Origin of the sequence: Ochrobactrum sp. Q0168 (assembly GCF_016427605.1) — a bacterium.
GTDB lineage: Bacteria > Pseudomonadota > Alphaproteobacteria > Rhizobiales > Rhizobiaceae > Brucella.
The window spans coordinates 131,962-149,209 of record NZ_JAELXQ010000003.1 but is presented as its reverse complement, the minus strand read 5'-3'; the positions used below and the strand labels follow the sequence as shown (position 1 = coordinate 149,209).

Sequence of the window (17,248 nt, the reverse complement as noted above, 5' to 3'; positions counted from 1 at the left end):
CCTGATCAATCGAGCGTGCGCCGGAAGCGCAACAGAGCCATCGTGGCAAAAAGAACAACAAACAGGATCAGTGCATTCACCTCGCCGGCAATATCGGCAAGGGTTGCGCCTTTCAGCATGACGGCGCGCACGATACGCAGGAAATGCGTGAGCGGGAAAATCTCGCCCAAGGTCTGCGCCCAGTCGGGCATACCCCTGAACGGAAACATGAAACCCGACAGCATCAGCGACGGCAGGAAAAAGAAGAAGGTCAGCTGCATGGCCTGCATCTGCGTCCGCGAAGCGGTCGAAATCGTATAGCCGAGCAACACCAGCGACAAAACGAAGATCAGCACGCAAGCCAGAAGCAGCGCCAGCGATCCGACGAACGGCACGCTGAACAGAAGCTTTGCCGCAACCAGCACGACCACCACCTGCACCGCCCCCACAGCAAGAAACGGCAGCACCTTGCCCAGCATGATCTCGGCAGGCGTGGCAGGCATGGCCAGCAGGTTTTCCATGGTGCCGCGCTCGGTTTCACGGGTCAGCGCCATGGCCGTCATCATCACCATGGTCATTTGCAGGATGACACCGAGCAAGCCGGGCACGATATTATATTGCGACACGCCTTCCGGGTTGTACCGACGATGCACGATCACCTGTAGCTGGCTGCGGGCGGCCTCCGTCGCTTCGGCCTGTTTGCCCTGCTCGCGCAACAGCGCCTGACTGGCCACAGTGCTCAGCGTCGAAATTGCCCCGCTTGCCACAGAAGGGTCGGTCGCATCGGCCTCGATGAGAATTTGCGGTGCATCGCCCGCATCCACCCGTCGCGCAAAGTCTGACGGGATGGTGACGACAAAGGAGACCGTGCCGTTGGCAATCAGCGCTTCGGCTTCGGCGGCGCTTTGAACCACATGATCGAAGCGGTAATAGCCGGTGGTTTCCAGCGCCGAAATCATCGCCCGGGTGTAATGGTCGTGACTTGTGACGACCACGGCGCTCGGCAGGCTTTTCGGGTCGTTGTTGATGGCAAAGCCGAACAGTAAAAGCTGCATCAGCGGCACCACGAGCATCATGGCGAAGGTGATGCGGTCGCGCCGCATCTGGATGAATTCCTTCATTAGCATCGCGCCAAGACGCTCGAATGAGAACCAGCTGCCGGTCATGCCTTACTGCTCCCGGCCTTGCTGCTTCCGTCGATTCCCGCTTTCGACATATTGTCCTGTGCATTGGCCATGAACTGGATGAAGACATCCTCAAGGCTGGTTTCGCCCGCCTCGACGGTAATCCCGTCTCGATGCCTGATCTTGTCGAGCGCCGTTTCAAGCTCGGCCCGGTCGGAGCCGACAACATGCAGTGTCGCCCCGAATGGCGCCACCTGCTGAACGCCCGGCTCGTTCTCCAGTTCGCGCGCTACATCGCCCAACCGCTGGCCGCTGACGATGAAAGTCGTCAGTCCCGCCTCGGCGATCACATCCTTGACCGTTCCCGTCGCCAGAAGCTTGCCATAGGAAATATAGCTGATGCGGTGGCAGCGCTCGGCCTCATCCATGTAATGGGTTGAAACCAGAACCGTCAGGCCGCCATCGGCAAGGCGGTGGATCTCGTCCCAGAAATCGCGGCGCGCCTTGGGGTCGACACCGGCGGTCGGCTCATCCAGCAGCAAGAGCTTCGGCTTGTGCATGATGCAGGCGGCAAGTGCGAGCCGTTGTTTCCAGCCGCCGGAAAGCGTTCCGGCCAGCTGATTGCCGCGCGATGTCAGCCCAAGCTCTTCCAGCGTACGCGCCACATGGTCCCGCACCGGCTTCAACCGATAAAGCCGCGCCACGAATTCAAGATTTTCGGCGATGGTCAGGTCTTCGTAGAAGGAGAAGCGCTGCGTCATGTAACCGACCTCGCGCTTGATCTTCAGCCCTTCCGTGCGCAGGTCAAAACCCAGCACCTGCCCCTCGCCTTCGTCGGGGGTCAGCAGGCCGCACATCATGCGGATGGTCGTGGTCTTGCCGGAACCATTCGGCCCCAGAAAGCCGACAATCTCGCCTTCCGCCACCGACATGCTGACATGGTCGACGACGGTTGCGTCGCCAAACCGCTTCACCAGACCTTTGACATCGATGGCGTTCGACATAGTCGCCTCCGTTTACCGGGCGGCCAGATCGACATCGACGATCTGGCCCGGCTGGAGCGGCGAATCCGGATCGACCGGATGCGCCTCGACGAGATAGACAAGCTTCTGGCGTGTTTCGAGCGAATAGATCACCGGCGGAGTGAATTCGGGGTCGGGCGACACATAGCTCACCTTCGCCTTGAGGTCGGTCGCGCAGCCGTCGCAACGAACCGACAGAAGGTCGCCCAGCTGCACGGAGGAGAACTTCGCTTCTGGAATGTAAACTTTCAGCTTCACCGCACCGTCCGGCAACATCGTCAGCACCGGCGCGGTTGGACCGGCAGTATCGCCCGGATTGCGAATGACATCGGTGATCCGCCCCGCAGCGGGCGCGACGATGGTGCGCTTGGTCAGATGCCAGCGTGCGGAATCGAGCTGCGCGGCGGCGCTCTTGACCGCGTTTTCGGCGGCCTTGATTTCTTCAGGGCGGGCGGGCAAGCGCCCCACAGCCAGATTGGCCATGCTCTGATTGATGGCGGCCTCCGCCACTTCCACACTGGTTTTAGCGTCGTCCAGCTGGGCCTGTGTCATCACGCCGCGCTTTGTCAGGTCCTGCGTGCGCAACAGCGTGCGCCGCGCATCATCGGCCTGCGCATTGGCGGTACGCACCGACGCTTCCAGGACCGCAATTTCATCCGGGCGCTTGCCAACCTGCAAATCGGCAAGCTTTGCCTCGGCCTGCGCCAATGCGGCTTCTGCCTGCGCAACGGCGATCTTCGCATCCGTCTCTTCCGTGAGCGCAATCGGCTTGTCTGGTTCCACACGGTCGCCGCGCTTCACCATGACGGCTTGCACCTGCGCAACTTCCAGCGGGGCGAGCTGCACGAACTCGCCTTCGACATAGCCGACGGCCAGCGGCTGGCTGCTGCATGCCGCAAACAGATAGGACGCGAAAGGAACGATACAGAGAAGGCTCATTGCACTTCGCCCTTGTTGTGCTGTTCATCACGGGTAGCAAGAATGGCAAACAGATTTTGCCGCGCCACAGCCGCGACCGCCCTGGCTTCATCGGGACCGAAAGCCGCCCAGCCCATGCGCCGCTTCACCGCCTCCTGTCCGATCCGGAAATAGACGACCTGCCCAAGCAGCGTGAAAACGGTGAGCCGCGTCTGCTCGCTTTCCGCCGGCTCGCCCGTCGCCGCCTCCCACACGGCGCAAAGCCGCTTGTGGGTCGGCTCGAAAACGCCGGAATAGATGCGGTCGAGCGCCGCGGTCGGATGCGCCAGTTCGCGCAACAGAAACTGAACGATTTCGCCGGACGCCGGTTGCGCGACAATGAACTGAACCATCCGCTCCAGCGCGAAGCCCAGCTGCTGGCGCGCGGCTTCCTTCGTCGTCGCAGGCACGCCGATTGCTCCATAATGGCCGAGCGCCTGACCGGCAACGCCCTGTATCGTCTCGACAATATAGTCGGCGGCGGCAAGCCGCAGCCCCTCCTTGCCCCCGAAATGATAGGCGATGGAACCGATATTCGCTTTGGCGAAAGCCGCGATCTCGCGTGTCGAGGTGGCGTCGAAACCTTTCGACCCGAACAGCTGCAATGCCGCATGGATCAGCGCCATGCGCGTCTGGTCGCTGGATGGCAACGGCTCGCTTGGGGCGGGGTTGGTGTCGGCACCGATATTGCGAGGTTTTTTCATAATCAGATTTAATCAATCGTTTGATTAAATGTCAATCACGTGAAAACTGCGGGAGCAGATCGCGCAGTTTTCGGTAGAGTTCATTGGCGGTTTGGCAGGGGGCCTCGCCCGTCATTTCACGCTGGCGATGACTTTCTCCAGCCGGGTCTGGACGATCTTCGGCTTCTTTGCGGCGACGATCTGATCGAGATTGGCCGGATTGTCGCCAACTGCAATCACCGCAACCATGCCCATGGCGAAGTGCGGCGTGCATTTGACGAGATAGGCGCCGGGCTCTGTGACGGTCAGCACGTAGTTTTCGTTCATCTTGCTTTTGAACGGGGCAACGCCTGCCGGGAGCATATCCTTGACCGACTCGACATAATGTCCCTTGTCCACCGAGATGAAGGTTATCGTGTCGCCCGGCTTTGCCTTGATATAGGCCGGTTCGAACACCATGACGCCTTCAGCGCCCCTGTTCAGCATGTGAACTTCAATATTCTCAGCAAAAGCGGGCGCAGCAAGCAGGCCCATGACACCGGCGGCAAGTCCCAACGCGGTCATACGCATTTTCATCTCGATCTCCATCGCGAGCGCTGCGGCTATCCACCCGGACAGGCCGAAAGCGCCCAAACATGCGAGCAAAGCAGCCCGCAATCGGAAATCTAGTCCCGCTGTTTCAGGTTTTCCTTGATTGCGATCAAGGAAACTTAAAACTACGCGCCGACGGGCATGACCATTTCATTGAGTATCTGAACAGGATGCCGGATGGACCGACTTTCAATCGCCTTCACCTGCGAGCGGCAAGAATAACCGGTTGCCATGACGATATCCTCCTCACCGGACGATGCGAGAATGCCGCTCCAGCTCGCAGCGTACAGCTTTTCCGAAATCGGACGATTGCGGACCTCGTGGCCAAACGTGCCCGCCATGCCGCAACAGCCTGTTTCCGGCACATCCAGCTCTACGCCGATCTGCTGGAACACGGATTTCCATTGTTTCATCGATGATGGAACATTGCTGCGCTCGGTGCAGTGCCCGAGCAGACGCAGACGCTTTTCCTGCGCCGCATTGCCCAGCCCGCGCAGGCGGTCGCGATTGGCGTCCAGCCATTCCTGCACCAGATTGACCTGCGCCTTGATCCGCGCCGCTTCGACAGCCTTATATTCGCTGCGATAGGTCAATGTCATGGAAGGGTCTAGACCGACCAGCGCGATGCCGATCTCCGCCAGTTCATTGAGATAGCAGATGGATTTCGCCGCGGTTTTCTCGAAAGCGCCGAGATAGCCGTGAACATGCAGAGCCTTGCCGTTCTGGTTGGGTGCTGCGAGATAGGGCGTGAAGCCCATCTTGCGGGCGAGTTGCAGAGCGGCCAGCCCGACAGCCGGATCGAAATGAGCCGTGAAGGCATCGAGAACAAACACCACCGCCTGTTGCCGCTGGGCATCCGAAAGTTTGCGCATCCGCTCTGGCGTTGCGATAGCCACGCCCATGCGCCGCGCTTCCCGTGTCAGCGACAGAGCGGGCATTTCCGGCAAGGCCGTCAGCCCGGCCCGACGCATCAGCGCCTTGCCCAGACCTGACCCCACCCATGCATTGTAAGCGGGCTTCAGCCCCGCGAACAAAGGCAGCGTGTTCTCGATGCTCGCCACCATCATATCCTTGATCGGGCGGGCATAGCGTCCATAATAGATTTCAAGGAACTTGGCCCGGAACGCCGGAACGCTGACCTTGACCGGACATTGCCCGGCGCAGGCCTTGCAGGCGAGGCAGCTATCCATCGCTTCGCGCACTTCATGCGAGAAATCGTTGCGATTGGCGGGGTTGATCGAGTTCCACAGACGCGCAGGCAGCGTGCGGAGCGCACCGGCGCTGCGGGCCTGTCCGGCTTCCTTGCGCGGGTCTTTTCCGCTCTCCGCCATCAGTCGCAGCCATTCGCGCATCAGCGAAGCGCGGCCTTTCGGTGAATAACGACGGTCCCGTGTTGCCTTGTAGGACGGGCACATCAGGCTGGCATCGTCGAAATCGAAACAGGCGCCATTGCCGTTGCAATAGGCGGCGTTGTCGAAAGCCTCGCGGATTTCCAGACCGATGATCCGGTCGAACTGGCCACGCAGCGGCACTTCATCGATCTTCAACAACGCCTGCGAAGACGGCGTTGCGATCTTGCCGGGATTGAGCCGGTTGCGCGGGTCGAACAGACCCTTGATTTCCTGCAGGCTCGGATAAAGCGCACCGAAGAATTCGGGCACATATTCCGAACGCACACCCTTGCCGTGTTCGCCCCACAACACGCCGCCATATTTGCGCGTCAGCGCAACCACGCCATCACTGATCTTGCGCACTAGCGGCTCGTGATCGGTCCGTGTCAGATCAAGCGCCGGGCGCACATGCAGCACACCTGCATCGACATGGCCGAACATGCCGTAGCTCAAGCCTTCACCGTCCAGAAGCGCCCGGAACTCGCGAATATAGGCGGCAAGATTTTCCGGCGGCACCGCCGTATCCTCGACAAAAGGCACCGGACGCACCGGCCCGTCGACATTGCCAAGCAGACCGACCGAGCGCTTGCGCATGGTCCAGATCGCCTCGATGTCGTTGGGATCGCGCGCAATGGTGTAAGGCTTGCCACCATCGGCCTGATCCGCATCGAGCGCTGCGGTCACCTCGCGGAACTTGCTCTCCAGCTCGTCCGCGCTGTCGGCTACCAGCTCGACAATATTGATGCCATTGGTGGGACTACCGGCATCATCCGGGAAGAAGCGCGCAATGCCGGGCCAGACAATATCCTTCTTGGCGAGACCCAGCACCTTTTCGTCGATGGTTTCGACAGAGGCGACCTTCAGCGCGACCAGCGCGCGCGCGTGTTCCAGCGCCGTGTTGAAACTGTCGTAGCGGATATTGATCAGCAGCGCATGCGCCGGGATCGGCAGGAGATTGACCTCGATCTCCGCGATCATGGCCAGCGTGCCTTCCGATCCGCATAAAATGGCGTTGAGGTCGAAACGACCATCCTCGCGCCACAGATGCTTCAGATCATAGCCCGTCATATAGCGGTTGAGATTGGGGAAAATCTCGTCGATCAGCGCCCGCTTCTCGGTCGCTATGCGTTCGACGGCGCGATAGATCTCACCCACACGGCCGGGCTTCGCCTTGGCTTCTGCCAGCGCTGGCCCGTCGAGCGGGCGGGACCACAATTCTTCGCCATTGGTCAGGACGACATTGAGCCCCAGAATGTGATTGCTGGTCTTGCCATAAAGACACGACCCCTGCCCGCAGGCATCCGTGCTGACCATGCCACCAATGGTGGCGCGGTTGGAGGTGGAAAGCTCCGGCGCGAAGAACAGGCCATAAGGCTTCAATGCCTTGTTGAGCTGGTCCTTCACCACGCCCGACTGGACACGGGCCACGCGCCGTTCCGTATCGATTTCCAGAATGCGGTTCATATGGCGCGAGCAGTCGACCACGATGCCAGACGTGAGCGACTGGCCATTGGTGCCGGTGCCGCCGCCGCGCGGCGAAATCACCACGTCACGAAATGCAGGCTGTTCCAGAACCGTTGCAAGGATTTTCAGATCGTCGGTTCCCTTGGGAAACACGATGCCGGTCGGTTCCACCTGATAGATGGAATTGTCGGTGGAATAGACGGTACGCGAGCTGTCACCGATTTCCACTTCACCTTGAAAGCCCGCCTGGGCCAAGTGTTGCGAGAGTTCGAGTGTGAGGCCGTTGAGGGGCTGTTTCCTGATCAGGGACGGTATCATGCGGGACTCAAAAAATCTGCATCGCCATGGGCGGCACGCCGCATGCCGGAGCGGTCCCACTACGCTATATGAAAAGCAATGTCGAGGCTCTCCGATGCCGCGATTGCCGCAGGCGTCACCTAAACTCGCTCGAGTCTCACGTGAGGCAAAGGTGGCAGTTCGACCTCGATCGGATCATAGGCGCGCACATGCCCGCCAGCGATAACGATGGTCATGACGCCGGTTTTGCGGATCACTTCGCCATCCGGCGTCTTGTCGAGCACTGCCGAAAGAAGGCCCTTCTGGAAGTTTTCGATCTGCGGGCACGGATTGCGCAAGCCCGTCACCTGCAACACCACATCCTTGCCGATTTTAAGCAAAGCGTCTCTCGGCAAACCCAGCAAATCGACGCCGCGCGTGGTAACATTCTCGCCAAGATCGGCAGGGGCAATGTGAAAGCCTTTTTCCGCCAGTTCGTCGAAAAGTTCAGCCTGAATGAGATGCACCTGCCGCAGATTGGGCTGGGTCGGGTCCACCTTCACGCGTGAGCGGTGTTTCACCGTTGTGCCCTGATGCGCATCGCCCTCGACACCAAGTCCGGTTAGGATATGGATTTCCGGTACGGACTGCTTGGAAAAGCGATGTTCGCCATCGCGTGCAACGGCCACGACAAATCCACCACCCATGATCCTCATCCCATCTGTTGTTCCGGCCATCTGTTGTTGAGTAGCCAAATTACTGTTCAGGAAAGCCTTTCTCAAAAGGAAAACCCTTCTGGCCTGCTATCATAGGTTATAAGACATTTATGTGAACGCAGGCAGGACGAGGCGCAGATTGCAACGAAAAAATGCGACGGGCGAGTTTCGCTGGGGGATATGGGGAACGGGCGCCATTGCCGGCGCCTTTGCAGCCGATATAGCCGCCGTTGAAGGTATGGGCGTTTCCGCCGTCTGTTCGCGTACGCTGGAAGCGGCGGAAGCTTTCGGCAACCGTATCGGCACCGCCAAGACCTTCAACACGGTCGGTACATTCCTTGCAGACCCGGATATCGATGCGGTCTATATCGCAACGCCCAGCGCCATGCATGTCGCGCAGACCTTGCAGGTCATTGCCGCAGGCAAGCCCTGCCTGACCGAGAAACCGCTGGCGCTTGATGCCGCTGGCGCGGGGCGTCTTTCGGCAGCCAGCGAAATCAGTGGGACTTTCGTGATGGAGGCGATGTGGTCAAGGTTTCTTCCCGCCATACAGGCAGCGAAGCGCCACATTGAGACCGGCACTATCGGCAAAGTCACGCGCATCGAGGCAGACCTCTCCTATCTTCGCGCCTATGATCGACAGAGCCGCTTCTTCGATCCCGAACTTGGCGGCGGGGCGGCCTTCGACCTCGGCGTCTATCCGGTCTCGCTGGCGCTGTTCTTTCTGGGTCAGCCGGAGCGCTCGCAGGGCCGCTGCAAACGCGCGGACAATGGCGTCGATCTGCGCACGGAGATCGAACTGTTCTGGCCCGGCGCGGAAGCCCGGCTTTCCTGCGGCTTCGACCGGGATGGCGACAACCGCATGCTGATCACGGGAACCAGGGGCGCGCTGTTGTTGCACGGGCCTTTTCTAAAAGCCCAGCGCCTGACCGTCTATTCCGCTGGCGCTTTGAACTCGCCTTTCGGTCCGGGGAAAGGCTCCGGCCTGATCGGCAAGATCATCAACCGACTGCCGCTGCCGGGTCGCAAAATCGAAAACCACACCTTTTCCGGCAACGGGCTTCAGTTTCAGGCAATTGCCGTGCGCGATGCCGTGCGGAACGGTGCGATTTCAAGCCCCGTGATGCCGCTGGCGGACAGTACAGCCGTAGCGGACATTCTCCATCGGATCGTATCGAGGGATTAGAAACTGCTCTTCATCCTGTACGGCACCGCTCTGTCGCCAGCATTGTTGAGCGCCAATGCAATTTCGGTGATGTGCAGCGCCACATCACCGGAAAAGAATGCCGTCTCGCCCGTTTCGATGGCTCGCGCCTGATCGGCGATCCCACGCGCAAAATCGATCTGCGACGGATAAGCAGGCAAAGCGGATTTGCCGCCCTTGGGATAGGGCAGTTTCTTGCCCGCGACGGGCTTCCACGCCAGGAATTTGCCGATCCGCACTTCCAGAATGATGAAGAGCCGCGCCCAAAACCGCGTCCTTTCATCCGCCTTTTCGAGACGCACGGCGGAGCGGTTGTCCCACAGATCGTCGACGCTGATCGAGCCTTTATCGCCCACCACCGTCAGGCTCCGGTCGCGCGGCATGGCGAGACCCGATGTCAGCCGCGCCACGAGGCCCGATTTGAAACGCAGGCAACCGACCGAAAAATCGGGAGCCATCTGAAGATGCTCCGTGCCCGGCCCCTTGTCGGGAAAAGTGATCGCAGAGAAGGCCGTGACGCTTTCCACCGGACCGAACAGCGAAACCAGCCATGACAGCGCATAGCCTGCATGTTCGAGTGTGCAGCCGATTTCAAATTCGTGCAGGCCGGGCCAGACCGCGCCGGACTGCGAGCGCCATGTCGACCATTTGTCGCGAAAGACAGGACCGTCTTCCATCTGCGCATAGACGAGGCGCGGCGTGCCAACAGCGTCGATTGTGGACGAAACCAGCTTCTGCGCATCGCTGAGACCATTGGCAGGCGCTGCGGCCAATGTCAGGCCGCGACTGGCGGCAAATTCGACCAGCGCTTTGGCCTCATCGAAACTCATGGCAAGCGGCTTTTCGGAATAGACATGCTTGCCCGCCGCCAATACCGCCCGCGAAATCTCGTAATGGCTTTCCGGCGTCGTCAAATTGATCACAATCTGCACGTCCGGGTCTGCCAGAATGGCGTCGAAACTATCATAGGCCTTTGCACCATAATGCGCAGCAAAAGCCTTCAGCCTTTCCGGTGACCGATCATAAACGCCACGCAGCACAAGCTCGGGGTAATTGCGCAACGTGGTCATGTAATAATCGGCAACGAAACCCGTGCCGACAATCGCAATATTCATGAATAATCTCCGATAGGGACGGCACGCATTATCAATCCAGCCTTTTCGGTATGCTGATTCTGGATGTCAGACGCAGCCCGAAAATCCCGAACAGGGTGGTCAGCCAGACCGGATCAACACGTCGGAAGAAGAAACTCTCCATCATCGCGTTCAACGTGCAGAAGAACACGATCATCAGGAAGTAATCGGCAAGAAGCAGGTTTTCGCGCTGCGGTCTGCACCGCATGTAATTGACCAGTGGCATCACGATGATCACCGCCACGCCGCAGATCAGCCCCGGAATGCCCATGGCGATGACTAGATCGAGATAGCCATTATGGGCGTGGACCATGTTGCGCACGTCCCAGCCGAGATAATAGGGCCTCGCTGCTTCCAGCGCGATGGGTGATTTCCAGAAGCTTTCATAGCCGTAGCCGGTCCATAATCGCCCCGGCAGATTTTCGATCGCAAATTGCCAGATCGACACGCGGCCCGTGAAAGTGGCGTCAACGCCGAGGCTCTCGACAAAAGTGCGGATCGGCTCGAACAGCACTGTCCCGAAAGTGAGGAACGCGAACATGAACTGAATGGAAAAGATCGCCGCAACGGTCAGAAACCGCAGGCCGAATGCACCCGGCACCATCACCAGCAACATGGCCATCGGCACCAGCGCCATGGTGGTTTTCGAGCCGGTTTGCGCGACGAAGAACAAGGCCGACAGGCCGATCAGCAGGCCGCTTGTGCGCCAGCCGCGTCGCCAGAGATAAAGCCCTGAAAAGGCGAAAGCCGCCATGACCGGCCCGGCCACATTCTTGTGACTGAAGACACCGCGCCAGAGATAGGAATTCTGCGGTTCGATCGGGTCTGCCCCATGTGTACCAAGCGATGGCAACAGCACCACACCGGCGTAGGAAATGACCAGCACGACGGAGGCGACCGTCATCAAAAGCCGGGCATAGCCTTCACCGTCCTGCGGCAGAGCAAGCACCGCAACGACACAGCAAACGCCGATCATCGTGAAAATGGCGCCACGAATGACCACAGCCGGATAGATGCTCTGCATCAGCGACGCGAATAGCAGGAGAAACATCAGCGACCAGCCGAAGCCGACAATCCGCGCTACCTTTCGCGGGTCGGCCAGTGTGGCAAGCGCCAGCATGGCCGTGACACCCAGAAGGCTGAAACCGAGCTGGTTGATAATATCGCCGCCGCCACCGCCATCGGTTTCCGGCTCGGCCATGAAAGGACGAAACGAGATCATCAAAATGCACATGATGATCATGGCGGCAGCGAGCGCTACCTTCCGCATCTGCGCACGGTGCGCCCCCGCAACCCCGGCTGCAACAGCGCTGGGGGCGCGGTCGTCAGTTTTTGTCGGGGTTGCGATACTGCTCATTCTCATATCCAAAATGCGCCATGACCCGGCCCAATCCGACATGGATATAATAGGCGCCGACGGAAACCCATCGCGCCTGAACCGCCTTGTAGACCGCCTTGAACGGCGAGAAGCCCAGCAGAAGCGCGCTCTTGAGAAAGACCCGCGCTGCACTGAACGGTTCGTCCTTGCGCTTGCGCCGCTCCATCATGGTGGAAATCATGCCATTGCGCAAACCGCGTGCGCGGATCCAGTCGCCTTCCAGCCGCCGCGCCGGGACGGTTTCGCGCACCGGGGCTTCCGCGCACCAGCCCGTCTTGAAACCCTTGGCGACGGAACGGCTGATGAAATCAGAATCGCCGCCGCCGGTGAAGTTGAACATCGGATCGAGAAACGGAAAACCCGCCGCTTCCAGCACAGGCCGGGCCACGGCCAGATTGCCCGATGAATAAAGTGTTGGCACCGGTCCGCTCTGCTGATATGTCGGCAGGAACACCGGATGCCGCGCCCAGGCCTCCGAACCCGGCCGGTCGAAAACCGGTACCTGCGGACCGCCCACCAGATCGACGCCATAGCGTTCTGCCGCCGCCATCATGTTTTCCAGCCATGACGGGTCGGCCAGTTCGTCATCATCGATCACCAGCACATGTTTCATATTCGGGAAATAGCCAAGCGCTGTCAGCCAGGCGGCATTATAGGCATTGCAATTGCCGCGCTGCGTTTCCACGATCACCAGACCGCGATAGGTTCCAGCCGCGAAAAGTGGTGCTGCGACCGCCGCACCCGCTCGTTCCTCCGCCTCGTTTTCCACCACGATGATCGCGAATTGCCGTCCGGTCACCTGCGCCTTCACGCTTTCCAACGTGCGCAGGAGATGTTCGGGGCGGCGAAATGTCGGCAGCGTCACCACCACCTCGACACTTGCAAAATCCAAATGGGGAGTTTCAGCAATGACTTGAATATGATCGGGAAGCTTCGGCGTCCTGTTGTCCATTATATTTTCAACCGCCGCCCTATTTCCCAATGCAAAACCAATTGGCACTTTTGCCGGAAATGCCCTATTTTTGACACGTAAACTTCTCTATGCCACATCAATTCTTAAATCGGTGCGGTTCTACTGAAAAACAGCGCTCCATCCGATTCAACAAATTGTTTTCAAGCCCTTATTACCAGCCGAGCGTTTAAGGATCATTTACACCGCGCGGCTAAGAATCAGGGAATAAGAAATACGGCATATCCGCAGGAGTCGAATTGCAACCGTTGCGTCTTGTCTTCGTGACATCCCTCGTACCCCACGAAGATGCTTCGACTGGATATGAAGTCGCCAATGCCGCCGTCATTAACGGGCTGCGCCGGGCTGGTGCACATGTCACGGTCATCGGCTTCACATGGCCGGGGCGCAAGGCCGCAACCGACCGTGATGTCGTCGTGCTGGGCGAAGTGGAAGTGCGCACCGAAGGCGCAAGCAGCGCGCAGAAAATCGGCTGGGTGGTCAAATCCTTCCTGACCGGGCTGACGGTTTCCTCCGCCAAGCTGCGGGTCATTCCGCCGATGAAACTGCATGAAGCCATTGCGGCTTGCGGCGATTTCGACGCCTATGTGCTGAATGGTGTTGCCCTGCCGGGCGCGTTCGAAACGGTATTTCGCGACAAGCCATCGCTTTTTGTCGCCCATAATGTGGAACACCGTTCGGCGCGCGAAAATGCCGACGACGCCAGGGGCATCATCCAGAAGCTTCTGTTCGCCCGCGAAGCCCGCATTCTTAAGCGGCTGGAAAAGCGGCTCTGCGACAATGCGAATTTCGTCTTCACCTTCGCCGAGGATGATGCGCCAGCGCTGGGCCTGTCGCAGACAAAAGCCGCAACCTTCCCGCTGGTCATGCCAGCCGGGCGCAGATCGGCCAAACGCGATATCGCCTATGACCTCGCCTTGATCGGCACCTGGACGTGGCACCCGAACCGGATTGGCCTTGAATGGTTCCTCAAAGAAGTGAGGCCTTTGCTGCCTGCGGATATATCCATTGCGATTGCCGGCAGCACGCCTGCCGATCTGATTGCCGCATGGTCGGGCGTGAATTTCGTCGGCAAAGTACCGGACGCTACCGCCTTCGTTGAAAGTTGCGCCGTCGTGCCGCTGATCAGCCGCGCTGGCACCGGCGTACAGCTCAAGACCATCGAAACCTTCGAGCTTGGAATGCCGAGTGTTGCTACCGCGCATTCCTTGCGCGGCATCGCGCGCATTCCTGAAAACTGCACCCTTGCCGACACGCCAGCGGCATTTGCAGCGGCGATCAAGACGCGTGTTGCCCAAGCCCGCGCGGGCGAGCGTCAGATGCTTGACGGCAAGGCGTTTACCCGCTCCCAGATCGACGGCATGGATCAGGCGCTTTCACGCGGGCTGGATGCGCTGCGTCTCGCGCCAAAGCGTGCGGTCGGAGCGCAGTGATGCCGCAACAAAACCCCGCTCACTCCCGCAATATTCTCGGCGTCGAGGTCACCGGTTTCAACTGGGACGAAGCACTCGATTTTTTCGACCAAGCGCTCACAGACGGACAATTCCAGCGCGTGGCGTGGCTCAACGCCCATTGCGCCAATGTTGCCCATGCGGATGCGACCTATAGGCAGGCCTTGCAGAATTTTCTCGTGCTGCCCGATGGTGTCGGCGTCGATATTGCAAGAAAGATCGCCTAGGGGCAAAAATTCCCCGCCAATCTCAATGGAACGGATTTCGTGCCGCGCCTTCTTGGCCATATCAAGCGGCCCCTGCGCGTCGGGCTGATCGGCGGGCGGCCTGGCATTCCCGAACAGGCTGCCGAGGCTTTTCGCGCCCGCGCGCCGCAGCATGACTTTCGGGTCTATGCGGATGGGTTTTTCGCATCCGGCCAGATGCCCGTAATCCTCGACCGACTTGCGGGTGACAGGCCGGATATCCTGTTGGTCGCCATGGGCGTGCCGTTGCAGGAATTGTTCATTCGCACCCATATCACGGCAGCGCATTGCACCATGGCGTGTGCGGTTGGCGCCTTGTTCGATTTTCAGGCGGGCGCAACCGAACGTGCGCCGCAATGGGTGCGTGACATGCGCCTTGAATGGGCCTACCGGCTGATGCGCGAGCCGGGCCGGCTGGCTGGGCGCTATCTTGTCGGCAATCCGCTTTTCCTGTGGCGGGTCATGCAGCACGCAGTTTCGCGATATTTCAGGCAGGACAAGCGATGAAGACGGCACTGATCACGGCAAGCTATCACAAGGATTTCGAGCGCTGCAAATTGCTGTGCGAGACCGTGGACCGCCATGTCAGCGGCTTCACCAATCACTATATCCTGGTCGAACCGCGCGATGTTGCGCTGTTCCGGCAGCTGGCCGGGCCGCGCCGCGTCATTATCGACGAGCGCGAACTTTTGCCGTCATGGCTGCGCGTGTTTCCCGACCCGACATCGTTCGGCAAGCGCCGCATCTGGCTCTCGACCAAAACAAAACCGCTGCGCGGCTGGCATGTGCAGCAATTGCGCCGCATCGCGGTGGCGCAAGTGCTGGAGGAAGACAGCTTTCTCTACATGGATTCCGACACGATTTTCCTGCGTCCATTCGATTGCGACAGCCTGTGGCATGGCGAGCGGCTGCGCCTCTTCGTGCGGCCCAATGCGCTGGCCGATCCGAAATGGACGGAGCATCCGTTCTGGTCGGCCAATGCGGCAAAAATTCTCGGCATTCCCGAGACGAAAACCTCGCTCAATGACTATGTCGGCCAGTTGATCGCCTGGCGGCGCGACACGATGCTTTCCATGTGCGAGCGCATCGAACAGCAGACCGGACGCCACTGGGTGGCGGGCATCGGGATGAACCGCCGTTTCTCGGAATGTTTCATCTATGGCCGCTATGTGGAAGATGTGCTGAACGGGGCCGGTCACTTTACCGACACGCATGATCTGTGCCGGGTGATGTGGTTCGAGCCGCCGCCGACCGAAGCGGAATTCCGCGCTTTCATTACCGAAATGGAACCCTATCAGGTTGCCATTTGCATGCAGTCGTTTCTGGGGCTTTCAGCCGACGATATTCGCCGCATCACCAGCGGCTGAACTTAAATGCGTTTGGCGGGCAGCCGCAGGCTCGCATAGGTGAAAACCAGCGACAGGATATAAAGCGCGCCGAAGACAAGATTGAGGCCCGCGATCCAGTCATTGCTGCCAACGGAATGGCGCAGCAGCAGCCAGACAAACAAAGCCTTGGCGGCCGTCATGATAACGAGGCTGAGCGTCCGCAGGCCCGACTGACCGCGCGCATAGAGAAGCTCGGTCTGGTATTCGATCAGGTTGCGGAACCCCGGCACCAGCAACACCAGCGGTAGCAGGCTGACAATCGCCGCGACATTGGCGCCGAGCGCATTGGGAAACACCCAGAGGAAGATCGCGAGCGCCGCAAGCCCGCCCGTTGAAACGGCAAACACCGCCGCTTCCAGTCCGGCTCGCAGACGCAGGCTCGACAGCATGTCCGGCTTGCGCATCAATTTTTGCACCAGCATCATGTTGAAGGAACGCACCGGCAGCGCCGTCAGATCAACGAGCCGCATGACGATGGCATAAAGCCCGGCAATTTGCGGCCCGCCGACACTCAGCACCAGCAACTTGTCCAGCTCGCTTTGCACATAGAAAAGCAGTTCCGCCCCGGCGACCGCAACCGAGTCGGCGATGCGGCGCATATAGAGTTTTGGCCGGAAACGGATTTTCCGTCGCGGATAAAAACAGATCGACACGGCAAGCGCTATCGAATTGGCGGCAAGATACCACCATGCCCAGTGGGCGACATCGTGCACCGCCGCCATCCAGGTGAACAGCACCGCTGCAACTGCCCGTGTGACCGTGCCGAAAATGACGAGGCTTGCGGAAATACCGAACCGGTTGAGGCCGTTATTGACAATGATGATGACCTCCGCCGAGCGCCAGAACAGGGCTTCCGCCACGATGATGACGGCGAAGGGCAGAAGCGTGATATCCCGGCTGAAGAACACCAGATAGACCAGCCATGAGCAGATGGCGAAGAGCGGCAGCGATGCCACCACCGCCATAAGATAACCGCCGCTATAGGTGCCGAGCAGATGCGGCTTGACGGTGGCGATGCGATAAAGCGGCGAGGTAAAGCCCAGCGAAACGATGCGCGACAGCATGACGCCGGTGCCCGATGCGGTTGCGAAAATGCCGAAATCGCCGGTCGGCAGCGTGTTGGCGAGCGCGATGAAATAGACCAGCGAAACCACAAGCCGCCCGACCGAACCGGAGACGAGCGACAGATAATCCCTGAACAGGCCGGACTTGAGACCAGATTTCAGGCGATCCATTTTTTGAAATGCTTTCGCTATCACCAACGAGCCTTTGTCTT

General features: G+C 59.7%; 14 protein-coding genes and 1 pseudogene. 4 read left to right on the top strand and 11 right to left on the bottom strand.

Translation table 11 applies throughout. The annotated features are described in order from the left end of the window. Nucleotides 1-5: 5 nt before the first annotated feature. The 7 genes from JAU75_RS08785 to JAU75_RS08755 all read right to left on the bottom strand — a co-directional run bounded on the left by JAU75_RS08785 (nt 6) and on the right by JAU75_RS08755 (nt 8,194). Nucleotides 6-1,145 carry an ABC transporter permease gene (locus tag JAU75_RS08785; RefSeq protein WP_199056142.1) on the bottom strand — a complete coding sequence of 380 codons (1,140 nt, stop codon included), beginning with the start codon at nt 1,143-1,145 and terminating at the stop codon, nt 6-8. Further along, entirely contained in the window at nt 1,142-2,107 is a 966-nt protein-coding gene (locus tag JAU75_RS08780) for an ABC transporter ATP-binding protein (protein ID WP_199056141.1), read from the bottom strand. The genes JAU75_RS08785 and JAU75_RS08780 overlap by 4 nt, the downstream gene beginning before the upstream one ends. A gap of 12 nt (nt 2,108-2,119) precedes the next feature. Further along, entirely contained in the window at nt 2,120-3,064 is a 945-nt protein-coding gene (locus JAU75_RS08775) for an HlyD family efflux transporter periplasmic adaptor subunit (RefSeq protein ID WP_199056140.1), read from the bottom strand. After that, the gene (locus JAU75_RS08770) at nt 3,061-3,786 is read right to left on the bottom strand and encodes a DUF1956 domain-containing protein (RefSeq protein ID WP_199056139.1); all 726 of its coding nucleotides are present in this window, start codon (nt 3,784-3,786) and stop codon (nt 3,061-3,063) included. Before JAU75_RS08770 ends, JAU75_RS08775 begins: the two co-directional genes overlap by 4 nt. 111 nt (nt 3,787-3,897) lie before the next feature. After that, nucleotides 3,898-4,335 carry a pseudoazurin gene (locus JAU75_RS08765; RefSeq protein ID WP_199056311.1) on the bottom strand — a complete coding sequence of 146 codons (438 nt, stop codon included), beginning with the start codon at nt 4,333-4,335 and terminating at the stop codon, nt 3,898-3,900. A gap of 146 nt (nt 4,336-4,481) precedes the next feature. Continuing rightward, the gene (locus tag JAU75_RS08760; RefSeq protein ID WP_199056138.1) at nt 4,482-7,529 is read right to left on the bottom strand and encodes an FAD-binding and (Fe-S)-binding domain-containing protein; all 3,048 of its coding nucleotides are present in this window, start codon (nt 7,527-7,529) and stop codon (nt 4,482-4,484) included. A gap of 119 nt (nt 7,530-7,648) precedes the next feature. Next, the gene (locus JAU75_RS08755; protein ID WP_199056137.1) at nt 7,649-8,194 is read right to left on the bottom strand and encodes an MOSC domain-containing protein; all 546 of its coding nucleotides are present in this window, start codon (nt 8,192-8,194) and stop codon (nt 7,649-7,651) included. 148 nt (nt 8,195-8,342) lie between these two features. Between JAU75_RS08755 and JAU75_RS08750 the strand changes: the two genes are divergently transcribed. Next, nucleotides 8,343-9,389, top strand: a complete 1,047-nt coding sequence (locus JAU75_RS08750) for a Gfo/Idh/MocA family protein (RefSeq protein WP_199056136.1) — start codon at nt 8,343-8,345, stop codon at nt 9,387-9,389. Here the strand turns inward: JAU75_RS08750 and JAU75_RS08745 are convergent. From JAU75_RS08745 to JAU75_RS08735, 3 genes are read right to left on the bottom strand one after another with little or no spacing between them, the layout of a single operon-like run. Continuing rightward, nucleotides 9,386-10,522: a Gfo/Idh/MocA family protein gene (locus JAU75_RS08745; protein ID WP_199056135.1), complete on the bottom strand. Its 1,137-nt coding sequence runs from the start codon at nt 10,520-10,522 to the stop codon at nt 9,386-9,388. The two genes, JAU75_RS08750 and JAU75_RS08745, sit on opposite strands and share 4 nt — an antisense overlap. A 31-nt stretch (nt 10,523-10,553) precedes the next feature. Next, nucleotides 10,554-11,897, bottom strand: a complete 1,344-nt coding sequence (locus JAU75_RS08740; protein ID WP_199056134.1) for an O-antigen ligase — start codon at nt 11,895-11,897, stop codon at nt 10,554-10,556. Then, nucleotides 11,866-12,870: a glycosyltransferase gene (locus tag JAU75_RS08735; protein ID WP_199056133.1), complete on the bottom strand. Its 1,005-nt coding sequence runs from the start codon at nt 12,868-12,870 to the stop codon at nt 11,866-11,868. The genes JAU75_RS08740 and JAU75_RS08735 overlap by 32 nt, the downstream gene beginning before the upstream one ends. 257 nt (nt 12,871-13,127) lie before the next feature. Between JAU75_RS08735 and JAU75_RS08730 the strand changes: the two genes are divergently transcribed. The 3 genes and pseudogenes from JAU75_RS08730 (at nt 13,128) to JAU75_RS08720 (ending at nt 15,951) form a co-directional block, all read left to right on the top strand. Beyond that, nucleotides 13,128-14,321: a glycosyltransferase family 4 protein gene (locus tag JAU75_RS08730; RefSeq protein ID WP_199056132.1), complete on the top strand. Its 1,194-nt coding sequence runs from the start codon at nt 13,128-13,130 to the stop codon at nt 14,319-14,321. Then, a pseudogene (locus tag JAU75_RS08725) lies at nt 14,321-15,091 on the top strand (WecB/TagA/CpsF family glycosyltransferase). The gene JAU75_RS08730 and the pseudogene JAU75_RS08725 overlap by 1 nt, the downstream one beginning before the upstream one ends. After that, the gene (locus JAU75_RS08720) at nt 15,088-15,951 is read left to right on the top strand and encodes a DUF6492 family protein (protein WP_199056131.1); all 864 of its coding nucleotides are present in this window, start codon (nt 15,088-15,090) and stop codon (nt 15,949-15,951) included. Before JAU75_RS08725 ends, JAU75_RS08720 begins: the two are co-directional and overlap by 4 nt. Nucleotides 15,952-15,953: 2 nt before the next feature. Here JAU75_RS08720 and JAU75_RS08715 read toward each other — a convergent pair whose 3' ends face one another. After that, complete coding sequence (locus JAU75_RS08715; RefSeq protein WP_199056130.1) at nt 15,954-17,231, bottom strand: lipopolysaccharide biosynthesis protein; 1,278 nt, start codon at nt 17,229-17,231, stop codon at nt 15,954-15,956. Between the last annotated feature and the right edge of the window lie 17 nt (nt 17,232-17,248).

What these genes read in the sequence shown, in the direction of transcription:
- JAU75_RS08765 (WP_199056311.1), bottom strand. Translation starts at nt 4,335, where the DNA reads ATGCGTATGACCGCGTTGGGACTTGCCGCCGGTGTCATGGGCCTGCTT.
- JAU75_RS08720 (WP_199056131.1), top strand. Translation starts at nt 15,088, where the DNA reads ATGAAGACGGCACTGATCACGGCAAGCTATCACAAGGATTTCGAGCGC.
- JAU75_RS08740 (WP_199056134.1), bottom strand. Translation starts at nt 11,897, where the DNA reads ATGAGCAGTATCGCAACCCCGACAAAAACTGACGACCGCGCCCCCAGC.
- JAU75_RS08780 (WP_199056141.1), bottom strand. Translation starts at nt 2,107, where the DNA reads ATGTCGAACGCCATCGATGTCAAAGGTCTGGTGAAGCGGTTTGGCGAC.
- JAU75_RS08760 (WP_199056138.1), bottom strand. Translation starts at nt 7,529, where the DNA reads ATGATACCGTCCCTGATCAGGAAACAGCCCCTCAACGGCCTCACACTC.
- JAU75_RS08755 (WP_199056137.1), bottom strand. Translation starts at nt 8,194, where the DNA reads ATGGGTGGTGGATTTGTCGTGGCCGTTGCACGCGATGGCGAACATCGC.
- JAU75_RS08775 (WP_199056140.1), bottom strand. Translation starts at nt 3,064, where the DNA reads ATGAGCCTTCTCTGTATCGTTCCTTTCGCGTCCTATCTGTTTGCGGCA.
- JAU75_RS08735 (WP_199056133.1), bottom strand. Translation starts at nt 12,870, where the DNA reads ATGGACAACAGGACGCCGAAGCTTCCCGATCATATTCAAGTCATTGCT.
- JAU75_RS08785 (WP_199056142.1), bottom strand. Translation starts at nt 1,145, where the DNA reads ATGACCGGCAGCTGGTTCTCATTCGAGCGTCTTGGCGCGATGCTAATG.
- JAU75_RS08745 (WP_199056135.1), bottom strand. Translation starts at nt 10,522, where the DNA reads ATGAATATTGCGATTGTCGGCACGGGTTTCGTTGCCGATTATTACATG.
- JAU75_RS08770 (WP_199056139.1), bottom strand. Translation starts at nt 3,786, where the DNA reads ATGAAAAAACCTCGCAATATCGGTGCCGACACCAACCCCGCCCCAAGC.